Raw genomic sequence first — 20,637 nt, 5'->3', positions numbered from 1 at the left:
GGAGTCAATCAGCCTCATTTCCTTTTGTCAATGACTAAAATAATAGAATGTAGACATCTACCGAGGTGGGGAGTGGCGATGGTGCGCGAGATCATGGACGTCCGACTGCTGGCGCGCGTGGGCAGCAAGGCGCTCATCCGGGAGATCAACGAGGCCCTCGTGCTGGACGTCGTCCGCCGCAGCGGAACGACGTCGCGGGCCGAGATCACGAGCGTCACCGGCCTCAGCCCGGCAACCGTGACCGGCATATCCAGCCAGCTCGTCGGAGACGGACTGCTCATCGAGAGCGACGTGCTGCGGGGCACCGGCGGGCGTCCCGCGCGACTCATCGAGCTGGGCCGGGATGCCGTCATCGCCGCCGGTGTCCGCCTCTCGCCCGACGCCGTCGAGGTCGCCCTCGTCGATCTCCGCGGTGATGTGCTCGCGACGCGGACCAGGCCCCTGGCGGCGACCGATCCCGCATCCGCCGCCGATGCGGTGGTGGAGATCGTGACGGTCGTGGCTGCCGAGCATCCGGCCTCCGTGCTGAGAGGGATCAGCATCGCGCTCTCCGGGATCGTGGACCGCCAGCGCGGCGTCGTCCGGCACAGCGGCGCGCTCGGCTGGCAGGACGTGCCGTTCGGGAAGATGGTCGAAGAGCGCAGCGCCGGACGCGTCGTCATCGACAGTCTCGTCAACAGCTTCACGGCGGGACTCGTGCTTCTCGACGCCGATCTCGCCGAGCGCGACGTGATCGTGATCAGCGTCGGAGCGAGCCTCGGAGCGTCGATGCTGGTGCGCGGTCGCATCCACCGCGGGTTCGGTGGCTCGGCCGGAGGATTCGCGCACTCCGCACTCGGCGAACGGACCGACGGCAGGCCCTGCCACTGCGGCGGCTCGGGATGTCTGGAGACGTGGAGCAGCGTGTGGGGGATGCAGGGCGAACTCGAACGTCGCGGAATCGCTCCCGACCCCGGCGCCGACGCAGCGCGCGGGGTCTGGGAAGAAGGCGGCGCGCAGCTCGGCATCGCCATCGCGAACGCGGCGAAGATGTTCGGACCCGAGCGCGTCGTGCTGGTGCTCTCGCCGGAGGTGCGCGCGACCGCGTTCGAGAAGAGCTGCCGGACGGCTCTCATCAGCGAGTACGCCTACGGCGACGGCACCGCTCCCGGACTGGTGACGATCTCCGCCGACAGCGAGGTGTTCGCGCGAGGTGCCGGGTACGACATGATCACGGAGCTCTTCACGGCCGATCGCGCCGCCGCCGGGTGAGCCGTCCGCCTGACATCACGCGGGAGGCGCCGACGATTCCCTGGCATGCATCGTGGGGCTCAGCGACACCCGGTGGATCGGGCGCGTGGGGTCGTCGATGCGTCGGGCGACGAGGTCGATCGCCGCTGCGCCGACGGCGGCACGCGGCGGGCTGACCGCGCTCAGGGCGGGCGTGAACAGCTGCGCGACCTCGTCGTCGTAGGCGACGACCGAGAGATCCTCGGGCACCGAGAGCCCCCGATTCAGGGCGATGTCGATGAACGCCATCGCCTCCGGATCGGAGTGGATGAGCAGCCCCGTCACGCCGGCGTCGAGGGCTTTGTCGATGGCCGCGTTGACGGCGGTGGTGAACCCCGGCCCGTTGCGGTCGGGGAACAGGCTCTTGAAGTGATCGGCCGGTGCGAGCCCGAGCTCCTCGCAGGCGGTCGCCCATCCGGTGAGGATCTTGCGCCCGGTCGGCGACTCCCGCGAGAGGATGAGCCCGATGCGGCGGTGGCCGAGACTGGCGAGGTGGCGTGCGGCGAGCACCGCACCCAGCGCGTGGTCGGTCGTGACGTTCTCGACCGGGGCGCGGTCGGGGAGCACGACGGCGTCGCGCTCGACGAACACCGTCGGGATTCCGGAGGCGTCGAGCCACTGCACCACGTCCTGCGCGTAGGTGACGTCGGGGTTGGGCGCGACGATGAGGCCGCGGATGTCGTCGGCGGCGATGAGGCGCTCCAGCACCGGCCGCTCATCCTGCAGCTCGTACGAGGCGCCGCGCAGCACCAGCCGCAGCCCGCGCTTGCGCGCCTCCGCTTCCATGCCTCGCACCACTCCCGGCCAGTAATAGGCGAGCGAGGGCACGAGCACGCCGATCGCCCCTCCGGTCTGTGGCGGTGTCGGATCGGTCACGGTCGGTGCCTGGGCGGAGACCGCTCCGCCGTGCACGCGCTCGAGGCGCCCCTCCTCCTCGAGCTGCTGCAGGTCGCGCCGCAGCGTCACCGGGGCGACGCCGAGCTCGACGGTCAGCCGCGAGACCCGCACGATCCCCTCGCGTTCGAGGGCGGCGAGGATGTGCGCGTGACGCGCGGGCGCCAGCGGAGCGTGCTGCTGATCGGTCATCGTTCGTCCTCGCTGTCACCCGTCCCCGGGGTGGCTTCGTCTCTTTCTACAGTGATCCCTGCGTGATCGTGCGCGCTCACGTCGAGCTCGATGCGCGTGAGGCGCTCGCCCCACACCTCGCTCAGCATCGGGTCGTCGAGGGGGCGCACGGTGAAGGTGGAGCGGATGCCGGCAGGCCAGCGGATGACCACGGGCGTCGCGCCGTCGAGTGGCACGACGCGCACGCCGTCCTCGAACGAGGAGACATCGCCGACCACCGAGACGTCGCCGACCACGATCAGGTTGAGCCGGGTGGACCGGCTCGGCGACGGCGGGCTCTTCCACGCGTCCGACACCCGGACGATGCCCGCGGCGCGGTCGAGAGCGGCGGCGCGACGCCACGACAGGCCCTCCACGTCGTAGGCGGCGCCCAGGTCCAGCGTCAGCGATGAGACGTCGTCCGTGATGGATGCTTCGACGTCGGATGCGGCGAACTCCCGCCCCGCGGACTGATCGACGCCGGCGATAGTGGGGGTGTTGTGCCAGGAGCTCTGCATGGTCCAGATCGAGTAGCGGTCGGGGCCGAACGTGGCCTTCGTGTAGGTGGGCCGCCCCGCGTCGACGATGACCGGGACTCCGTCCGACGTGACGATGAACGAGCCGACGTCGTTGTGGTTGTGATGCTCGGCGTTGTGGCCGCCCTTCACCACGAGGCCGAGGCCGTCGGATGATCCTGCGCGCTCACGGGCGAGGAGGACCTGCGTCGACGGGAGCCAGACGTCGCGGGGGAGCGGAGGATCCGCGCGGTCCGCGGAGAGCCAGTCGGCATCCGTCAGGGCGCGGATGAGGCGTCCGAGCCCGGCGGTCTCCGACGGCGCCACCTGCCGGTGCGCGGCGGCGTGGGCCGCGGCATCCGCATCGCCTACCCGCCGGGCAGCCCGGTGCAGTGCCTGCCAGGGGTGGTCCGCCTGAGGGCGGGCCTGCCCGTCTGCGAGGTTGGCGTACCAGTCTCCGCCGAGGTGGCAGCGGTGCGGGAAGGCGACGGTCTCGCGCAACGCGACGGTGTCGTTCAGGGAGCGTCCGGTGGCGTGCTCGAGGAGATCGAGGGCTTCGAGAGCACGGCAGGCGCCGTTCCACCAGTAGGAGTACCCCTCGTCGATCGCTCCGTCGTCGGGCAGGGAGACGCGGTAGCGATCGAGGCCTTCGACGACGAGGTCGATGAGGTGCTCGGGGGCGTCGTGCAGTTGCATGGCCGCGGTGAGCACGGCGGAGTGGATCCAGGGATTCCAGTTGTGCACGTCTCCGTCGAGGCCCAGCCAGTGCCAGTCGCGGCGTTCGACGAAGGGCCGGAACACGCGAGTGTCGGCTTCGTGCCGGATGCGGGAGCGGATGCCGGGGGCGCGGGTGTCGAGCTGGGGGCCGAGAACATGATCGATCCATGCGAGCTGGCTGACGACTTCGCCGGCGCCGAGGTCGAGGTACGGGTCGGTGACGGTCGCGAGCACGCTGCCGTGCCTGTCGAACGTGTCGTCGTGGGCCGGCCAGCACCACGAGCTCTGCTCGCACAGCAGGAGCACTCCGTCGACGACCTCGTCGATCCAGCGATCGTCGAGCGTGACGGCCGCGGCGACCACGGCGCGACTGAGGCGGTGCTGCCGGGCGAAGGCGGGTTCCTCCCACGCGACGCGGTCTCCGTCGCGATGCACGCGCGCTGCCTGACTGGCGAGAGGCTGCGGCCACGGAGTGCCGAGATCGGCATCGGCGCGGGCGAGGAGCTCGCGCGCATCGATGCGCGACCATGCTGCGCGATCCTCTGCGGTCGGTGCGGGAAGGGTGTTCACGGGATCAGCATAGCTGATCGAAAATGATCGATTGGGTACTTTTTAAGTCTTGTCTTGATCGAAACCCGATGATAATCTCCCAACGATCGCAAAGAGACGAACTCCCCTCGATCACCCCGGAACAGCCTTCAAAGGAGAACCTGTGGCGTACGAGCGCACCCCCGCGGCGTCGGCGACGGCCCGCCGCGATGCGGAATGGTCGCGCGACGACCTGCTCGCCTACGCGGATCGGCTCCTCGCCGCCGTGCGTCCGTGGGCATCCGAGAACGGCGCGCGCATCACTCTCCCCGGCGCATCCGGCGGGTACGGCCGCGACGTCGACGGACTCGAAGGTTTCGTGCGCACCTTCCTCCTCGCCGGGTTCCGCATCGCCGGGGCGCGCGGCGAAGGCGTCGACGACCTCATCGACTTCTACTCGCGCGGCATCCGGGCCGGAGTCGATCCGACCGGACCCGACCGCTGGGTGCGCCTCGACGAGCACGCGCAGGCCAAGGTCGAGGCGGCGTCGATCGCACTGATCCTCGATATGACCCGTCCCTGGATCTGGGATCGCCTCGACGCCCTCACGCGGCAGCGCATGATCGACTACCTCGCACCCGTCGTGGGGGACGAGACCTACCCGAAGAACAACTGGCTGTGGTTCCGTGTGGTCGTGCAGACCTTCCTGCGCTCGGTCGGCGGCCCCTGGTCGCAGGCCGACATCGATCAGGATCTCGCGCAGCACGACTCCTTCGTCCGCGCGGGCGGATGGATCTCCGACGGCGAGGATCGCTCCTACGATCACTACGTCGGCTGGGCGCTGCACCTCTACCCGGTGCTGTGGTCGCGGATGCAGGGCGCCGCTGAACTCGCCCGCGGGCGGACCGACGCCGATCTCGCCCGGCTCGACACCTTCCTGCAGGATGCGATCGCCCTCGTCGGGAGCGACGGCTCTCCTCTCATCCAGGGCCGCAGCCTCGTCTACCGCTTCGCGGCCGCGGCGCCGTACTGGGCCGGTGCGATCGCCGGAGTCCCGTCGGTCCCGCTCGGACGGCTGCGGCGCGCGGCATCCGAGATCGTCCGCCACTTCGCCGAGAACGGGGTCCCCGACACGAACGGACTCCTCGACCTCGGCTGGCACGGAGAGTGGCGCCGCCTCGCCCAGAACTACTCGGGCACCGGCTCACCGTATTGGGCGGCGAAAGGCCTGCTCGGCATCGCCCTGCCCGCGGATCACCCGGTGTGGTCCGCGCCGTCCGAACTCCTCCCCGTCGAGATCGCCGACACCCTCCGCGTCGTGGCGGCGCCGGCGTGGATCATCTCCGCGACGGTCGACGACGGCATCGTCCGTGTCGTGAACCACGGCAGCGACCACGCGCGACCCGGCGATCTCGTCGGCGACTCTCCGCTGTACGCCCGCCTCGGGTACTCGACCGCGGCGAGCCCGCTGCTGAACGGTGACGCCTGGGCCGAGCCGCTCGAGCAGTCGGTCGCGCTGCTGCACGCCGACGGGCGCGCGACGCACCGCGCGGGCATGCGCGTCCTCGGCGTCCGGCTCGACGGCGACGCCGCGGTCGCGGGGTCCCAGGCGACCGCGCACTGGATCGCACCCGCGGCGACACAGACGCGGCACGGTTCCGGCATCACCGGTGACGTCGAGATCGCGGGAATCGTGACCACCTGGTCGGTCGTCCGCGGAGCGTGGGAGGTGCGGCTCGTGCGCATCGACGCGATCGAAGCGGATGCCGCGCCCACGGCCCTGCGCATCGGCGGGTGGGCTGTCGCCGCAGACACCGTCGAGCACGCCGTCTCGGCGCCCGCGGCGTGGGCATCCGCCCGCGGCATCCACAGTGCTCTCTCCGGGGTCACGCCCGGCGGGGTCCCCTCGATCGAGACGAGGCGCGACGCGAGTCCCCTCGGCGCCGCGGCATCCGTTCCCGTGATCACGTATCCCGTCACGACCGGCGCGTGGATCGCCGCCGTGGTGCATCTGTCCGACCGCGCCGCGGCATCCGCCCCCTCCGTCCGGATCGAGGGCGATCTCGTCGCCGTCGAATGGCCGGACTCCACGACCACCGAACACCGGCTCGCCTGAGCCGCACACCCCGCCCGCCCCGGGCACCCGCACATTGCAAAGGAGCAGTATCCTCATGAACCGCAAGATCCTCGCCGCCGGCAGCATCGCCGCCGTCGCGGCCCTCGCCCTCGCAGGCTGCTCCGGCGGCACCGATGCCGGCGAGAGCAGCGACCCCGACGCCCCCGTCACGCTCACCCTCTCGGGCTGGAGCATCGACACCACGCCTGAGTTCCAGACGCTCGCCGACGCGTTCACCAAGGACCACCCGAATGTCACGGTCGAGCTCAAGGAGTACGACGCGGCCGAGTACAACACCCTGGTCACCGCCGACCTCGCCGCCGGCTCCGGCCCCGACATCATCACGCAGAAGGAGGTCAAGTACGTCACGACCTTCCAGGAGGGCGGCCAGCTGCTCGACGTCTCCGACGTGGCGCTCCCCGACGGCATCAGCGGAGCCGATTCCTACAAGGTCGACGGCACCGCATACGCCGTCCCGTATCGCCAGGACTCCTGGGTGCTCTTCTACAACAAGGCGCTCTTCGACGCGGCAGGCGTCGACCAGCCGGACGGATCCTGGACCTGGGATGACTACGCCGATGCGGCCGAGGCGCTCACCACCGACGCCTCGAAGGGCGCCTACCTGCACCGCTGGCAGTCGACCGTGCAGGGCTTCGCGAACGCGCAGACCGGCACGAGCGTTCTGGACGGCGACTTCGGCGACATGAAGGACTACTACGACGCGACGCTGGCGCTGCAGGATGCCGGCGACCAGGTCGACTTCAACACCTCCACCGCGAACCAGCTCACCTACCAGGGCGAGTTCGGCACCCAGAAGGCCGCGATGATGCTGATGGGCACCTGGTACACGGCGACCCTCATCGCGCAGCAGGCCTCGGGGGAGGCGAACGACTTCGAATGGGGCATCGCTCCCGCGCCGCAGCGCGACGAGAAGACCACCGGAACCGACAACACCCCGGTGACCTTCGGCGACCCGACGGGCTTCGGCATCAACGCGAACATCGACTCCGCGAAGGTCGACGCAGCCAAGCAGTTCCTCGAGTTCGCTGCCTCCGAGGAGGCCGCGCAGGCACTCGCCGGAATCGGCATCACTCCGGCGCTCACGAACGATGCCGTCGTCGACGCCTACTTCGCGGTCGACGGAGCGCCGACGGATGACCTGTCGAAGTTCGCCTGGTCGACGCACGAGGTGCTGCCGGAGAACCCCACCTCCAGCAAGACCGCCACCATCCAGGGCATCCTCGCCGATCTCCACACCGCTGTCATGTCGGGTTCGACGTCGGTCGACGACGCCATCAAGACGGCGGAAGACCGCGTGAAGAACGAGGTCGGCTGATCCCCGCGGGGGTCGGCCGCCGGCCCCCGCAGGGCGACCTCGCGAAGCATCCAGGAGACGAGAAACATGACGACCACTGAGGCCCCGCGCCGAAACGCGGCCCCGCCGCCGCCGAAAACGAACCGCCGCCGCTCGGCGCTGCGCCGCCGCAACGCCCTGATCGGCTGGAGCTTCATCCTGCCGAACTTCCTCGGGTTCGGATTCCTGACCCTGCTCCCGGTGCTGATCCTGTTCTACATGGCGTTCACGAACTGGAACGTCTTCGGCAAGGCCGACTGGGTGGGGCTGGCGAACTTCCAGCGCCTGCTCGGCGACGGCAGCTTCCACATCGCGTTCTGGAACACCATCTACTACTCGGTGATGCACATCCCGCTGACGATCGTCGTCTCGCTCGGGCTCGCGCTGTTGCTCAACAACAAGCTCCGCGGTGTCGCGTTCTTCCGCACCGCCGCCTTCTTCCCCTACATCACCTCGATCGTCGCGATCGCCGTGGTGTGGAATCTGCTCTTCAGCCCCGACTACGGACCCGTCAACGAGGTGCTTCGCGCCATCGGCATCTCCGAGCCGCCCGGGTGGCTCACCTCGTCGGAGTGGGCGATGCCGGCTGTCGTGGTGGTCAGCACCTGGCGCGACATGGGCTACTACATGATCCTCTTCCTCGCCGGGCTCCAGACCGTGCCACGCGAGTTGCACGAAGCGGCGCGCGTCGACGGCGCCAACCTGTGGCAGCGCTTCGTGAACGTGACGCTTCCCCTGCTGCGGCCCACCATGTTCTTCGTCACGGTGATGCTCACGATCAACTCGTTCAAGATCTTCGACCTGATCCTCGTGATGACCGACGGAGGGCCCGGCCAGTCGACTCTGGTGCTGTCGCAGTTCATCTACAAGAAGGGCTTCGAGGAGTCGCAGTTCGGATACGCATCGGCGGCGGCCGTCGCCCTGTTCTTCCTGTGCATCCTCGTGACCATCGGCCAGTTCCTCTGGAACAGGAAACGGAGCGCATGATGACCGAGACCCAGGTGCTGGTCACCGGAGGCACGCTGCGCAAGCTCCACGCCCCCGCGCCGGCCGGACGCCGACGCTCCCGACTCGCGATCGGCCGCACGCTCGGCTACATCGCTCTGGCCATCGCGGCGATCGGACTGCTCGCGCCGTTCTTCTGGATGGTCATGAGCTCGCTGAAGAACGCCAACGAGGTCTTCTCGGTACCCGTCGTCTGGGTGCCGGAGACCTTCGTGTGGCAGAACTACATCGACATCTGGACGAAGTCGAACATGCTCGTCTGGATCCGCAACACCCTGTTCCTGGCCGTCAGCGTGACGTTCCTCCAGGTGCTCACCGGATCGTTCGCCGCCTACGGGTTCGCGCGCATGAAGTTCGCGGGTCGCGACATCCTGTTCCTCGTCTACATCGGCACGATCGCGGTGCCGTGGCAGTCGTACATGATCCCGCAGTTCATCCTGCTCTCCAACCTGAAGGTGTCGAACACGCTGTGGTCGATCATCCTGCTCCAGGCGTTCGGCGCCTTCGGCGTGTTCCTCATGAAGCAGTACTACGAGACCATCCCCGAGGAGCTCAGCGAGGCGGCTCGTCTCGATGGCCTCAGCGAGTACGCCATCTGGCGGCGCATCATGCTCCCGCTGTCGGTGCCCGCGATCGCCAGCCTCACGCTGCTCACCTTCGTGAACACCTGGAACGACTACCTGGGGCCGCTCATCTACCTCCGCAACCCGGACCTGTGGACGATCCAGCTGGGTCTCAAGAGCTTCGTGTCCAACCTGTTCGACACGAACTACGCGCTCCTCTTCGCCGGACTCACGATCTCGGTCCTCCCCATCGCGATCATCTTCCTGCTCGGGCAGAAGTACTTCGTCGAGGGCATCGCCACCAGCGGATTGAAGGGCTGACCGATGAAACGCATCTCGCACGACGCCTGGGCGTCGATCCTCGGCGTCGTCTACCTGGGCCTGATGGTCAACTTCCTCGTGCTCGTCACGGCATCGCCCCTGGTGGTGCTGCTGATCACGACCGATCCCGCGCTGTCCTGGCCGCTGCTGGCGCTCGCGGCGCCGCTCGCCGCACCGGCGCTGACCGGCGCGTTCACCGCCTTCCGCGAGTTCGGTCGTGGCGAACCGCAGGTGGTCCGCACCTTCTTCCGCGGGTGGAAGGCGACAGCCCGCAAGGGGCTGCTGATCGGCGCGGCGGCTTCGCTGACCGTCGTCGTGCTGCTCGTGGACGTCCGCGCGGTCGCCGCGTCGCCGGCATCCGTCGTCATCGTGCCCGTGCTCGCCCTGCTGACGGTGGTGGCCGTCGCGACGGCGCTGGTCGCCCTGGTCGCGCTCGCCGAGGCGCCGCAGGCGCGCCTCCGCGACATCCTCAAAGCGGCGCTCTACCTGAGCGTGCGGCGGTGGTACCTGACGGTGCTGTCGTTCGTCGTGCTCGGCGTGCAGTTCGCTCTGTTCACGACGATGCCGGCCATCGCCATCGGGCTGGCGTGCGCGCCTGCCCTGTACGTGGCGTGGGCGAACAGCCGGTACACGCTGCGACCGGTTCTCGATCTCGACGAGGCGCTCGAACGGGAAGGGGTGCGCGCGTGAGCGTCCGCACCGCGATGAACTCCGAGGTCTTCGCCCTGCTGTTCGATTCCGCCCGCCTCGAGCGGCTGCGTGCCCTGACGCCGACGCCTGTGCGGCAGATCGACGACGACGACATCGCCGACACCGAGATCCTGCTCACCTCGTGGGGCGCTCCGCGGCTCGACGCGGCGCTGCTCGATCGCATGCCCCGGCTGCGTGCCGTGGTGCATGCCGCTGGAAGCGTGCAGGGACTCGTCTCCGACGAGCTGTGGGAACGCGACATCATCGTGACCTCTGCAGCCGATGCCAACGCGGTGCCGGTGGCGGAGTACACCTTCGCGTCGATCATCCTCTCGTTCAAACGGGCCTTCGTGCACATCCGCACGCCGTCCGAGGTGAGGGCATGGGGTGACCTGGTCGCCTCATCGCAGTATGGCAGCGTCGGTCGCACGGTCGGCATCGTCGGCTTCTCGCGCATCGGGCGCCGCGTGGTGCAGATGCTGAGGCAACTCGATGATGTGCGCATCCTCGTCGCCGATCCCTTCGTCTCGCCGGAGAGCGTCTTGGCGGCCGGGGCCGAGCTCGTGCCCCTGGAGGCGATGCTCGGGCAGGTCGACGTGCTGTCTCTGCACGCTCCGGCGCTGCCGGAGACGCATCACATGATCGGCAGGTCGCAGCTTGCCGCTCTTCGAGACGGCGCCACGGTCATCAACACCGCTCGCGGGTGGATCCTCGATCATGACGCGTTGTTCGGCGAGTGCGCGACCGGTCGGCTTGACGCCGTGCTCGACGTCACAGACCCTGACCCGCTGCCGGCCGACTCGCTGCTGCGTGAACTGCCGAACGTCGCTCTGACCCCGCACATCGCCGGGTCGATGGGTACCGAGGCCCGACGTCTGGCGGACTCTGCGCTCGACGACGTCGAGACCCTGCTTCGCGGCGGAAGCCCGTCGCAGGTGATCATCCGCCGCGACATGGAGTTGAGCGCCTGATCATGGTCGGCGTCGACCCGCACGAGTTCTCTCCCTGGGCCTTCTGGCGCGAGGCTGATCCCGAGCGTCGAGAGGCGCAGCTCGAGCATCAACGCGCGCTCACCGGCGGGCACGCTGAGCGCCGCGTCGGCACACAGTGCTTCATCTCCGAGCTCGCGTCGGTCGATCACGACATCCTCCGGCTGGGCGATCGCACCTACATCGCCGCCGGGGCGTACCTGACGGGCGAACTCCTGACCGGTGCCGACTGCAGCATCAATCCGTACACGGTGATCCGCGGACGGGTGGCCATGGGCGAGGCCGTGCGTATCGGGGCGCACACCTCGATCCTCGGCTTCAACCACTCGATGGACCCGGGCACGCCGGTGTTCCGCCAGCCGCTCACCTCGCGCGGCATCGTCATCGGCGACGACGTGTGGATCGGCTCGCACGTGGTGATCCTCGATGGCGTGAGCGTCGGCTCGCACTCCGTCCTCGCCGCCGGAGCCGTGGTCACGAAGGACGTGCCGGCCGGGGCGATCGTCGGCGGCAACCCGGCGCGGTTCATCCGCTGGCGCGTGGAGCCGGACACCGTCTCTGCGGGGCCGTCGAGTCTCGGGAAGCGCGTGGCGGAGTTCGGTGCGCGGGCCAGGTCCGATGCATCCGCAATCCTCGATCGCGCATGGCGGAACAACCTGGCGCTGTTCGCCGATCACCGTGGTGCCACTCCGACGGTCCGGGCGCAGGCCGACGCGATCGAGATCGCCGACCTCCTGCTCGGGACCGCACCACCGCAGCGCGATGCGGCCGGGCATGTCGGCCTGCTGCAGGGGTGGCAGGATGCCGCGACTGGCGCCGTGGCACCGCTGGGGGCAGACGGCGACCAGCTCGCCGGGCTCGACTTCTCGCACGGTGACGTCGCCTATCACGTGCTGAGCGCGGGGTACGCCCTGGACCTGCTCGGCTCCTCTTTCACCGCGCCGCTCACGTGGGTGACCGAGGCGACACCCGAGGGGATCGTCGAGTTCTGTCGACGGCTGCCATGGACGTCGGACCCTTGGAACGCCGGCCATCACATCGATGGCTTCGGCACGGCCCTGCTGTGGGCGAAGAACGCGGGCACGCCGGTCCCGGAGGGGGTGGAGGAGGCGCTGTTCGGCTGGCTGCTGCTGAATGCCGATCCGCACACGGGGATGTGGGGCTCGACCACACGCGATCGTGGGATGCTCCCCGTCGTGAACGGCTTCTATCGCGCATCGCGCGGCACCTTCGCGCAGTTCGGGATGCCGCTGCCGCACCCGGAGCGGGTTGTCGACACGGTGCTCACCCACGCGCGTGACCCGCACTGGTTCGCGCCGGGAAGCCGCAACGCCTGCAACGTGCTCGATGTGGCGCACCCGTTGTGGCTCACCCGCAGCACCGGCTACCGTTCGGACGAGGTGCGCGAGGCCGCGGAGCACCTGCTGTCCGACTCCCTGCGCACCTGGGTTCCCGGCGCCGGTTTCAGCTTCCGGGAGCCGTCCGCGGCGACCCGTGGACTCGTCGAGACGCAGCCTGGGCTCCAGGGCACCGAGATGTGGCTCGCGATCGTCTGGTACCTCGCCGACATCCTCGGAATCGCCGATGCCCTCGAGTACAGGCCGCGTGGCGTGCACCGACCTGAGCCGGCGCCAGGGCCCGGCCGCACGTGATCGCGACTCAGGACGAGTCGCGCACGTGCAGGGTCGGCGCCAGTTTGGTGCGCTGCGACGGAGTCTCGTCGCGCTCCTGGAGCCGCATGAGGCACGTCTCGAGCGCTCTGCGGCCCACAGCGAGTTTCGGGGGCGCGACGGCCGTCAACGGCACGCCGGCGAGGGAGGCGACTTCGTCGTCGTAGGCGACGATCGCGAAGTCCTCCGGTACCCGCAGGCCACGCTCCTCGGCAATGCCGAGCAGCCCGACGGCGAGCTCGTCGGGCAGGGCGAGGGCGGCTCGGGCGCCTGCTGTGAGGCAGTCGTCGAGGAACCTTCGCAGCACGTCAGATGTCGAGCCGTCGCCCCAACGCGGGGAAGGCGCAGCGACGACCGGCGCCGTCGCGTCCAGCCCCCAGCGTGCGATCGCCCGCGCGTGACCGCGCACGATCCATGGCGCCGTCGCGCTCTCCCGACACAAGAGCCCCACGCTGCGGTGGCCGCGTTCGGCGAGGTGGTCGACCGCGATCTCGGCGCCATAGCTGTGATCACTGCGCACGGCGTCGATGCGCAGTGAGGTAGGCGCCCCGCCGGCGGAGCGCTCGACGAGCACGACAGGTGTATCGATCGCGGCGATGGTGTCCCACGTCGCCTGGTCGTCGATCTGCGGCCGGGCGGTGACGAGCATGATCGCGTCGACCCCGTTCTCGCTGAGCCGGGCGAGCTGCCTGGCCTCCTCCCTTGCGTCGTAGTTCGTCGCGCCCAGCACGAGACGGACACCGGATGCTCGCGCCGCCTCGCTCGCGCCGCGGATCACCGGGGGGAAGTAGTAGGAGGCATCGGGGACGATGAGGCCGATGGTCGCGATCGGCCTCGCAGACGACCCGATGCCGCGTGAGCCGGTGGCGGGCGCCTCGGCGATGTCGGGCAGCACCGCTCCGCCGTGCACGCGGCGAACGAGGCCGCGATCGGCGAGTACGGCCAGGTCCCGGCGGATCGTCATGCCGGACAGTCCGAGCCGTGATGCGAAGTCGAGCACCTCGATGCGACCCCGCAGCACGATCTCGCGAAGTATCCGCTCGCGCCTCTCCTCAGCTATCACGATGTCAGGCTATGCGTCGCGGCGCTCAGAGCGCTCAGAGCGCTCGTGTCCGGGGCGCCCGCAGAACGGCGGACGCCCCCGACACTGCATCCCGCGCTCAGCGGCACGTCAGCGCGGCATACGGCTGCACCCGCGTCGTGGTCGTTCCGTCCGAGGAGGTGATGACGATGGTCGCAGCGCCGGCGGCGAAGCTCCTCGATGCCTTGAACGAGATCGTCACGTCCTTGCCTGCGGGCAGGTGCGAACGTGTCTTCGCGCCGAGTGGCGTGGTCACTGCGACCGTCACAGCCCGATCTTCCAGGTTGCTCACCGTGGTGTGCGTCCACGCCCCACTGCCCTTGCAGCGGGTCTCGACGGCAGCATCGATGGCGAGGTCAGGGGCGTCGAGCGCGATGCCGAACAGTGTCAGGCCGTCGCCGGGCATCGGACTTCCCGACGGAAGGGTGATGCTCGCGACGGGTCGTCCGGATAGCGGGATGCGTTGGGCGTAGACAGATGCCGAGGCATCCGCCGTCGAGACGTTTCCGCCGATGTACGGCTTCGTGCGCTGCCAGTGCGAGGTCGCCGTCGCGAGGGCATCCGCGTCTGTCGCAGACCACGCAGGCAGGGTGAACTGCACATCCTCGCTCGTGCCGTCCTGGTAATGCACGGTGGCGGTGCCAGAGGAGGAGGGCCCGGCCGAGAAGCCCACGATCACGAGGGCTTCGGCGTCTCCTGCGATCGCGACCTCCTGGCCTGCGACCTTCACGCTGTCGGGGGTGCCGACGGCGGTCGGGTGCCAGTCGACCTCGGTGCCGAATGCAGTGACGGGCTCGCCGATCTCGAGGCCCGCCTGCGCGAGGGCCTCGGCAGAGAACGCGCGCAGGTCAGCGGTGATCTGGCCGTTTCGCGGGTTGGCCTGCGACGCCACCGCGGTCTGGTTGACGAGACTCGAGAAGGGCAGCGCCGTGCGCTCGACGCCTGCACCTTGGTAGGCGCCGATGTTGGAAGCGTCAGCGGGCAGGGGGTTTCCGAAGAAGTCCTGAGCTCCGGCATCCGCGATGGGGGTTCCCGCTCCGATCAGTGGAGATCCGACCGCCAGCTGGTAGCCGGGCAGCTCTCTGGTCTGCTGGCCGCTGCCTGCGGCGATCAGGCCGGGGTCGCCGGTGATCGCCCCGGTCTCGATGCTCGGGGCCGTGATGCCGCCGAAGTACGCGTTGCTCGCATACACGGCATTGGAGGTCTTCAGCGTTCCGCTCGGCGCGATGAAGATGTTGTTCTTCACCTGTCGGGGGGCGGTCATGTCGTCCTCGAAAGGACGGGTGCACGAGAAGGTGTTGTTGTAGATCAGGTGCAGGCCCGGTCCGCCGCTGGATCCGGCCAGACGGCAGTCATCCTGTGAGACGTTGTAGCGCAGGATAGCGTTGGCCGTCGTCGAGGCCGAGCCGCAGCCCGAGATGCAGTCGAGGTAGAAGCCGCCGGCATTCCCGTACGAGTAGTTGTACTGGAACGTGCACGAGCCCTTGATCTTCATGTCGCAATCCCACGCCGTCGAGTCATACGTCGAGGTCACGCTGTTGCCGACCACGTTGTACTGGAACAGCGGGTCGACCGAGTTGTACGGCCACATACCCGCGAAGTTGCCCTTGAGGAACGGGTACTTGCCGTGTCCGAGATCGATCGCGGAGTTGTACTCGATGACCGGCTTATCGGAGTTGTGGATGACGATGCCATCTCCGCCGACCTCGTGGATGTTGTTGCGTGCGATATACACATTCGTGTTGTACCGACGCGTCGTGTCGGGGGCCGAGAGCTTGATGCCGCCGGCTGCAGTGTCGTTGATCTCGTTGCCGGTGACCGTGATGCCCTTGAACGCGCCGATGCCGTCGCCCAGCACCGAGATGCCCGCTGATCGTGAGAACGCGTTGCCGAGGCTGGTCTTGTCCGACCACCCCGCGACGTCCTCGACGTGATTGTCGGTCAGGACGATGCCGCTGCGCACAGTGCCGTCGTTGATCTCGGCGAGGATGCCGACGCGACGCTGGTCCGGTGTGCCGGGGTTGATGACGCGGATGCCGTCGACCGTCCAGTTGCTCACGTTCAGCAGGTGGATGCCGGCGAGGGCGCCGGATCCGTTGATGGTGGCGGGGGCGTCGCCGTCGCCGTACACCGAGACGGTGATGGGTGCGGTGCTCAGCCCGGATCCCTTCGGAGCGAAGGTGCCGATGCACTCGGCGCCGCGCTTGAAGAGGATCGACTCGCCTGGCTGGAATGCGCCGCGCGTCGCCAGATCGGAGAGCGAGGCGAAAGGCGCAGCCTCGGAACCGTCACCGGATGCCGTAGCCACGCAGTCCACGTAGTACTTCTGTGTGGAGACCTCGACGACGTGCGCCGAGATGCTGCCCTCGGCGATGGCGCCGAAGGGGGCTTCCGCCGTTGCCGTGATGGCATGCTCGCCCGCCGTCGCGTCGACGGGGACGGTGAGGGTGACCACGGCCCGACCAGAGCCGTCGGCGTTCGCGACGACCTCAGTGCTGCCGAAGCGCACGGTCACAGGGGTCTGCGGGCTCGCGCCGTCGACGGCGACCGAGACCGGCATGCCGGGTGCGAGCAGCGAGAGGTCGGTGTCCTGCGCAGTGAGGGTGAGCGGCTGCGCAACGAAGGCTTCGGTGCAGTTGACGCGCAGGTCGGCCCAGTCGGCGTGGTCGTTGCCGTTGCCTTCGGGGCCGGTCTCGGCGCGGAACTCGATCGTTTCGGCGCCGCGGACATCGAGATTCAGGCGCCCCGCAGGATCGGCGCCGGTACGGGCGAGACGGAACTCCTCGACGCCGTCGACGGTGACCACGAAGTCGACGCGGCCCTTGCCGCTCTGACTGTCATCGATGCCGACGTAGCCGATGACCTGCGTGCACTCCTGGTTCAGGTCGTAGACGATGCGGGCGGGGGCGTGGGTGCCGAGGCCTTTGGGATACTGGGTGCCGTGGATCGAGATGATCTTGCGGTCAGGATCGGGCACGGCTCTGGCGCCGTTGCTGAAGTCCCGCTCGACGGGCCCCCAGCCGTTCTCGCCGGTGACCCAGTCGATGTCGCTTGCGTAGTGGATCGAACCTGCGAGGCCGTCATCCGCGGACGCTGAGAGCGGGACCCCCGTCAGGCAGAATGCGCCGATCGCGACGGCAGCGAGCATCTTTGTTCGTTTCGTGTGCACGTGATTCCTCCTTGAATCGCACGCGCCGACGCTAGGAAGAACGGCGGCCGTTGCCATGCTCTCAGCCCGAGTCGCACACGGGTGAACAGCTGAACAGACTTGAACATCTGTCGCGGCTTGTGCGTCGATCGATCTCGTGGCATGCTATCGGAAAGCGCTTACCCACATAGGAATGGCGCACAGACTTCGACGAAACGGACCAGCCATGACGCAGACCCCCACCCGCGAGATCGGGATCATCATGAACGGCGTCTCCGGACGCATGGGCTACCGGCAGCACCTGGTGCGGTCGATCCTCGCGATCCGCGACGAGGGCGGCATCGAACTGCCCGACGGCTCGCGCATCACGGTGAAGCCGATCCTCGTCGGCCGCAGCGAGGCCAAGCTCGCCGAACTCGCCGCGAAGCACGGCATCGAGGACTACACGACCGACCTCGACGCGGTCCTCGCCGACCCGCGGTGGGAGATCTACGCCGACTTCCTCGTGACCAAGGCCCGTGCCTCCGCGATCCGCAAGGCCATCGCGGCAGGCAAGGCGATCTACACCGAGAAGCCGACCGCCGAATCGCTCGAGGAGGCGCTCGAACTCGCGCGCCTCGCCGAGAGCGCGGGCGTCAAGACCGGCGTCGTGCACGACAAGCTGTACCTCCCCGGCCTGCAGAAGCTCAAGCGCCTGATCGATTCCGGGTTCTTCGGTCGCATCCTCTCGGTGCGCGGCGAGTTCGGCTACTGGGTGTTCGAGGGTGACTGGCAGCCCGCGCAGCGCCCGAGCTGGAACTACCGCACCGAAGACGGCGGCGGCATCATCACCGACATGTTCCCGCACTGGAACTACGTGCTCGAGAACCTGTTCGGCGAGGTGAAGAGCGTCTACGCGCAGGCCGCGGTGCACATCGCCGACCGCTGGGACGAGAAGGGCAAGCACTACACCGCCACGGCGGAAGACGCCGCGTACGGCATCTTCGAGATCGAGGGCGGCATCATCGCCGAGATCAACTCCTCGTGGACCGTCCGCGTCAACCGCGACGAACTCGTCGAGTTCCAGGTCGACGGCACGCACGGCTCGGCGGTCGTCGGTCTCTTCGGCGCCAAGATCCAGCCGCGCAATGCGACGCCGAAGCCGGTATGGAACCCCGACCTCGAGGACACCCGCGACTACGACGCCGACTGGCAGAAGGTGCCGACCAACGACGTGTTCCTCAATGGCTTCCGCCAGCAGTGGGAGGAGTACCTCGTCTCGTTCGTCGAGGGCACCGACTACCCGTTCGACCTGCTGGCCGGCGCCCGCGGCGTGCAGTTCGCCGAGGCCGGTCTGACCTCCAGCGCCGAGGGCCGCAAGGTCGCGCTGTCGGCGCTGAGCCTGGACTGACGCGATGACCACCCTGCGACTCCTCGCCGCGGATGGGACGGTGACGGATGCTGCGCTGAACGCGGGCGGATCCTTCACCCGTCCGGCATCCGCTCTGCAGAGCCGCGTGGCCTACGCGGCCGCGCACGTCGTGCCGAAGGTGCACGCCGACAACACCCCGGGGCAGCCCGCCGACATCGACTGGGATTCGACCCTCGCCTTCCGGCGGAACGTGTACTCCTGGGGTCTCGGCGTCGCCGACGCCATGGACACCGCCCAGCGGAACATGGGGTTGGATGCTGCGGCCACCCGCGAGCTGATCGCGCGCAGCGCCGAGGTCGCCCGGGAAGAGGGCGGCTCGGTCGTGGTCGGCGTCAACACCGACCACCTGTCGGAGTCGCACGTCTCGCTCGACCAGGTGATCGACGCCTACAAGGAGCAGCTGCACTTCACCGAAGAGCAGGGCGCCGGCCCCGTGCTGATGGCGTCACGCCACCTGGCCCGGGTCGCGACGAGCGCCGACGACTACCGTCGCGTGTACCGGGAGGTTCTCTCGTCGGCGACGGTTCCGGTGGTCCTGCACTGGCTGGGCACGGCCTTCGACCCGGAACTCGCGGGCTATTTCGGCGCGGAGGACTGGCCGACGGCATCCGGCGTCCTGCTCGACGTGATCGCCGAGAATCCGGGCAAGATCGCGGGCGTGAAGATGAGCCTGCTGAACGCGGAGTCCGAGATCTCGGTGCGCGAGCGCCTGCACTCCTCCGAATCGACGGAGGGCGTGCGCATGTTCACCGGCGACGACTTCAACTACGTCAGCCTGATCGGCGGTGACACTGTCGGCCAGGGAGAAGGGCATTCCGACGCGCTGCTCGGTGCCTTCGCCGCCATCACGCCGGTCGCCTCCGCGGCGATCCAGGCGCTCGACGCCGGCGATCCGTCCCGCTACCTCGAGATCCTCGGGCCGACCGAAGAACTCAGCCGTCAGGTCTTCGCCGCCCCGACGTTCTACTACAAGACGGGCGTCGCGTTCCTGGCGTGGTTGAACGGCCACCAGCCGGCGTTCCAGATGGTCGGGGGCCTGCACGCCGCACGGAGCCTCCCGCACCTGAGCCGCATCGTCGAGCTCGCGAACGCCTCGCTCGCACTGGAGAACCCGGAACTCGCGCGCGAGCGCTGGCACGGGATGCTGCGCCTGAACGGAGTCGACGCATGACCCCCATCGATCGGATGCCGAGCGGCGCGGTCGATCCGCAGGCTGGGAATACAGATGCAGGTCGACACGCCGCAGATCCGACCGCCCTCCGTGATCTCGACCTGCAGGTGTCCGCGGCAGCGCCGCATCCGAGGCTCTCGATCAACCAGGCGACGATCAAGCACGCCGACCTCGCGACCGCCCTCCGCGTGACAGCGGATGCCGGTATCCAGGCCATCGGTCTCTGGCGCGAGCCGGTGAACGAGGTGGGGCTCGACGTCGCCGCACGGATGCTGAACGCCTCCGGACTGCGGTTCACCACGCACTGCCGCGGTGGATTCTTCACGCTGCCCGAGGGCCCGGAGCGGGTCGCGGCGCTCGACGACAACCGCCGGGCGATCGAGGAGACGGCGACGCTGGCTGCGGCGGGAGCCGACGGCTCCACCGCCGTGCTCGTGCTCGTCGCGGGCGGGCTGCCCGAGGGCTCCCGCGACCTGATCGGCGCGCGCGAACGGGTGCGCGACGCGATCGGCGTGCTGGCTCCTGACGCGAAGGCCGCGGGTGTGACGCTGGCGATCGAGCCGCTGCATCCGATGTACGCGTCGGACCGGGCCGTCGTCTCGACGCTCGGCCAGGCGCTCGACATCGCCGCGGACTTCGAACCCGACGTCGTCGGTGCGGCCGTCGACACCTTCCACATCTGGTGGGACCCGCAGGTGCTCGACCAGATCGCGCGGGCCGGCCGCGAAGGCCGCATCGCGACGTACCAGGTGTGCGACTGGAAGACCCCGCTCGCCCCGGACGTGCTGCTGTCGCGCCACTATCCGGGCGAGGGTGTGATCGACTTCGGATCGCTCACCCGCGCGGTCGTCGAGACCGGCTACGACCGCGACATCGAGGTCGAGCTGTTCAACGCCGACATCTGGGCGGATGCTCCGGAGAACGTGGTGCGCCGCACCGCCGAGTCGTTCGGCGCGGCGGTCTCGCCGCACCTGCGCTGAGGGCC

Annotated in this window: 15 protein-coding genes; 11 read left to right on the top strand and 4 right to left on the bottom strand. The window is 68.9% G+C overall.

Features of this window, described 5'->3' with window-relative positions:
* Positions 1 to 78: 78 nt before the first annotated feature.
* Positions 79 to 1,251, top strand: a complete 1,173-nt coding sequence (locus tag V5D55_RS03055; protein WP_435747544.1) for an ROK family protein — start codon at positions 79 to 81, stop codon at positions 1,249 to 1,251.
* Between the two features lie 15 nt (positions 1,252 to 1,266).
* On the opposite strand, the gene V5D55_RS03050 is transcribed toward V5D55_RS03055, so the two are convergent.
* Together V5D55_RS03050 and V5D55_RS03045 are read right to left on the bottom strand one after the other, a co-directional pair.
* Positions 1,267 to 2,355 carry a substrate-binding domain-containing protein gene (locus V5D55_RS03050; RefSeq protein ID WP_435747542.1) on the bottom strand — a complete coding sequence of 363 codons (1,089 nt, stop codon included), beginning with the start codon at positions 2,353 to 2,355 and terminating at the stop codon, positions 1,267 to 1,269.
* The gene (locus V5D55_RS03045) at positions 2,352 to 4,175 is read right to left on the bottom strand and encodes a heparinase II/III domain-containing protein (protein ID WP_435747540.1); all 1,824 of its coding nucleotides are present in this window, start codon (positions 4,173 to 4,175) and stop codon (positions 2,352 to 2,354) included. Before V5D55_RS03045 ends, V5D55_RS03050 begins: the two co-directional genes overlap by 4 nt.
* Positions 4,176 to 4,317: 142 nt before the next feature.
* Here V5D55_RS03045 and V5D55_RS03040 point away from each other — a divergent pair, with 142 nt between their 5' ends.
* The 7 genes from V5D55_RS03040 (at position 4,318) to V5D55_RS03010 (ending at position 12,823) form a co-directional block, all read left to right on the top strand.
* The gene (locus tag V5D55_RS03040; protein ID WP_435747538.1) at positions 4,318 to 6,249 is read left to right on the top strand and encodes a DUF2264 domain-containing protein; all 1,932 of its coding nucleotides are present in this window, start codon (positions 4,318 to 4,320) and stop codon (positions 6,247 to 6,249) included.
* A 55-nt stretch (positions 6,250 to 6,304) separates the two neighbouring features.
* On the top strand, positions 6,305 to 7,585 hold the full coding sequence (locus V5D55_RS03035; RefSeq protein ID WP_435747536.1) for an extracellular solute-binding protein: 1,281 nt from the start codon (positions 6,305 to 6,307) through the stop codon (positions 7,583 to 7,585).
* A gap of 66 nt (positions 7,586 to 7,651) precedes the next feature.
* Positions 7,652 to 8,590: a carbohydrate ABC transporter permease gene (locus V5D55_RS03030; protein WP_435747534.1), complete on the top strand. Its 939-nt coding sequence runs from the start codon at positions 7,652 to 7,654 to the stop codon at positions 8,588 to 8,590.
* The gene (locus V5D55_RS03025) at positions 8,590 to 9,492 is read left to right on the top strand and encodes a carbohydrate ABC transporter permease (RefSeq protein ID WP_435747532.1); all 903 of its coding nucleotides are present in this window, start codon (positions 8,590 to 8,592) and stop codon (positions 9,490 to 9,492) included. The genes V5D55_RS03030 and V5D55_RS03025 overlap by 1 nt, the downstream gene beginning before the upstream one ends.
* A 3-nt stretch (positions 9,493 to 9,495) precedes the next feature.
* Positions 9,496 to 10,182, top strand: coding sequence for a DUF624 domain-containing protein (locus tag V5D55_RS03020; RefSeq protein WP_435747530.1), 687 nt, complete (start codon positions 9,496 to 9,498; stop codon positions 10,180 to 10,182).
* Positions 10,179 to 11,153: a hydroxyacid dehydrogenase gene (locus V5D55_RS03015; RefSeq protein WP_435747528.1), complete on the top strand. Its 975-nt coding sequence runs from the start codon at positions 10,179 to 10,181 to the stop codon at positions 11,151 to 11,153. Before V5D55_RS03020 ends, V5D55_RS03015 begins: the two co-directional genes overlap by 4 nt.
* A gap of 2 nt (positions 11,154 to 11,155) precedes the next feature.
* A complete protein-coding gene (locus tag V5D55_RS03010) occupies positions 11,156 to 12,823 on the top strand; it encodes an acyltransferase (RefSeq protein ID WP_435747526.1) in 1,668 nt (555 codons plus the stop codon).
* Positions 12,824 to 12,830: 7 nt separating this feature from the next.
* Here V5D55_RS03010 and V5D55_RS03005 read toward each other — a convergent pair whose 3' ends face one another.
* Positions 12,831 to 13,904 carry a substrate-binding domain-containing protein gene (locus V5D55_RS03005; RefSeq protein ID WP_435747524.1) on the bottom strand — a complete coding sequence of 358 codons (1,074 nt, stop codon included), beginning with the start codon at positions 13,902 to 13,904 and terminating at the stop codon, positions 12,831 to 12,833.
* A gap of 97 nt (positions 13,905 to 14,001) precedes the next feature.
* Entirely contained in the window at positions 14,002 to 17,091 is a 3,090-nt protein-coding gene (locus tag V5D55_RS03000; RefSeq protein ID WP_435747522.1) for an NPCBM/NEW2 domain-containing protein, read from the bottom strand.
* A gap of 205 nt (positions 17,092 to 17,296) precedes the next feature.
* Here V5D55_RS03000 and V5D55_RS02995 point away from each other — a divergent pair, with 205 nt between their 5' ends.
* The 3 genes from V5D55_RS02995 to V5D55_RS02985 are packed head-to-tail and all read left to right on the top strand — an operon-like array spanning position 17,297 to position 20,632.
* On the top strand, positions 17,297 to 18,460 hold the full coding sequence (locus tag V5D55_RS02995) for a Gfo/Idh/MocA family protein (RefSeq protein WP_435747520.1): 1,164 nt from the start codon (positions 17,297 to 17,299) through the stop codon (positions 18,458 to 18,460).
* A gap of 4 nt (positions 18,461 to 18,464) precedes the next feature.
* Positions 18,465 to 19,652: a dihydrodipicolinate synthase family protein gene (locus V5D55_RS02990; protein WP_435747518.1), complete on the top strand. Its 1,188-nt coding sequence runs from the start codon at positions 18,465 to 18,467 to the stop codon at positions 19,650 to 19,652.
* Positions 19,649 to 20,632, top strand: coding sequence for a sugar phosphate isomerase/epimerase family protein (locus V5D55_RS02985; protein WP_435747516.1), 984 nt, complete (start codon positions 19,649 to 19,651; stop codon positions 20,630 to 20,632). The genes V5D55_RS02990 and V5D55_RS02985 overlap by 4 nt, the downstream gene beginning before the upstream one ends.
* Positions 20,633 to 20,637 lie beyond the last annotated feature (5 nt).

This window comes from Microbacterium sp. PMB16 (assembly GCF_051294855.1).
Classification (GTDB): domain Bacteria; phylum Actinomycetota; class Actinomycetes; order Actinomycetales; family Microbacteriaceae; genus Microbacterium.
This window is presented reverse-complemented; position numbering and strand designations above follow the sequence as displayed.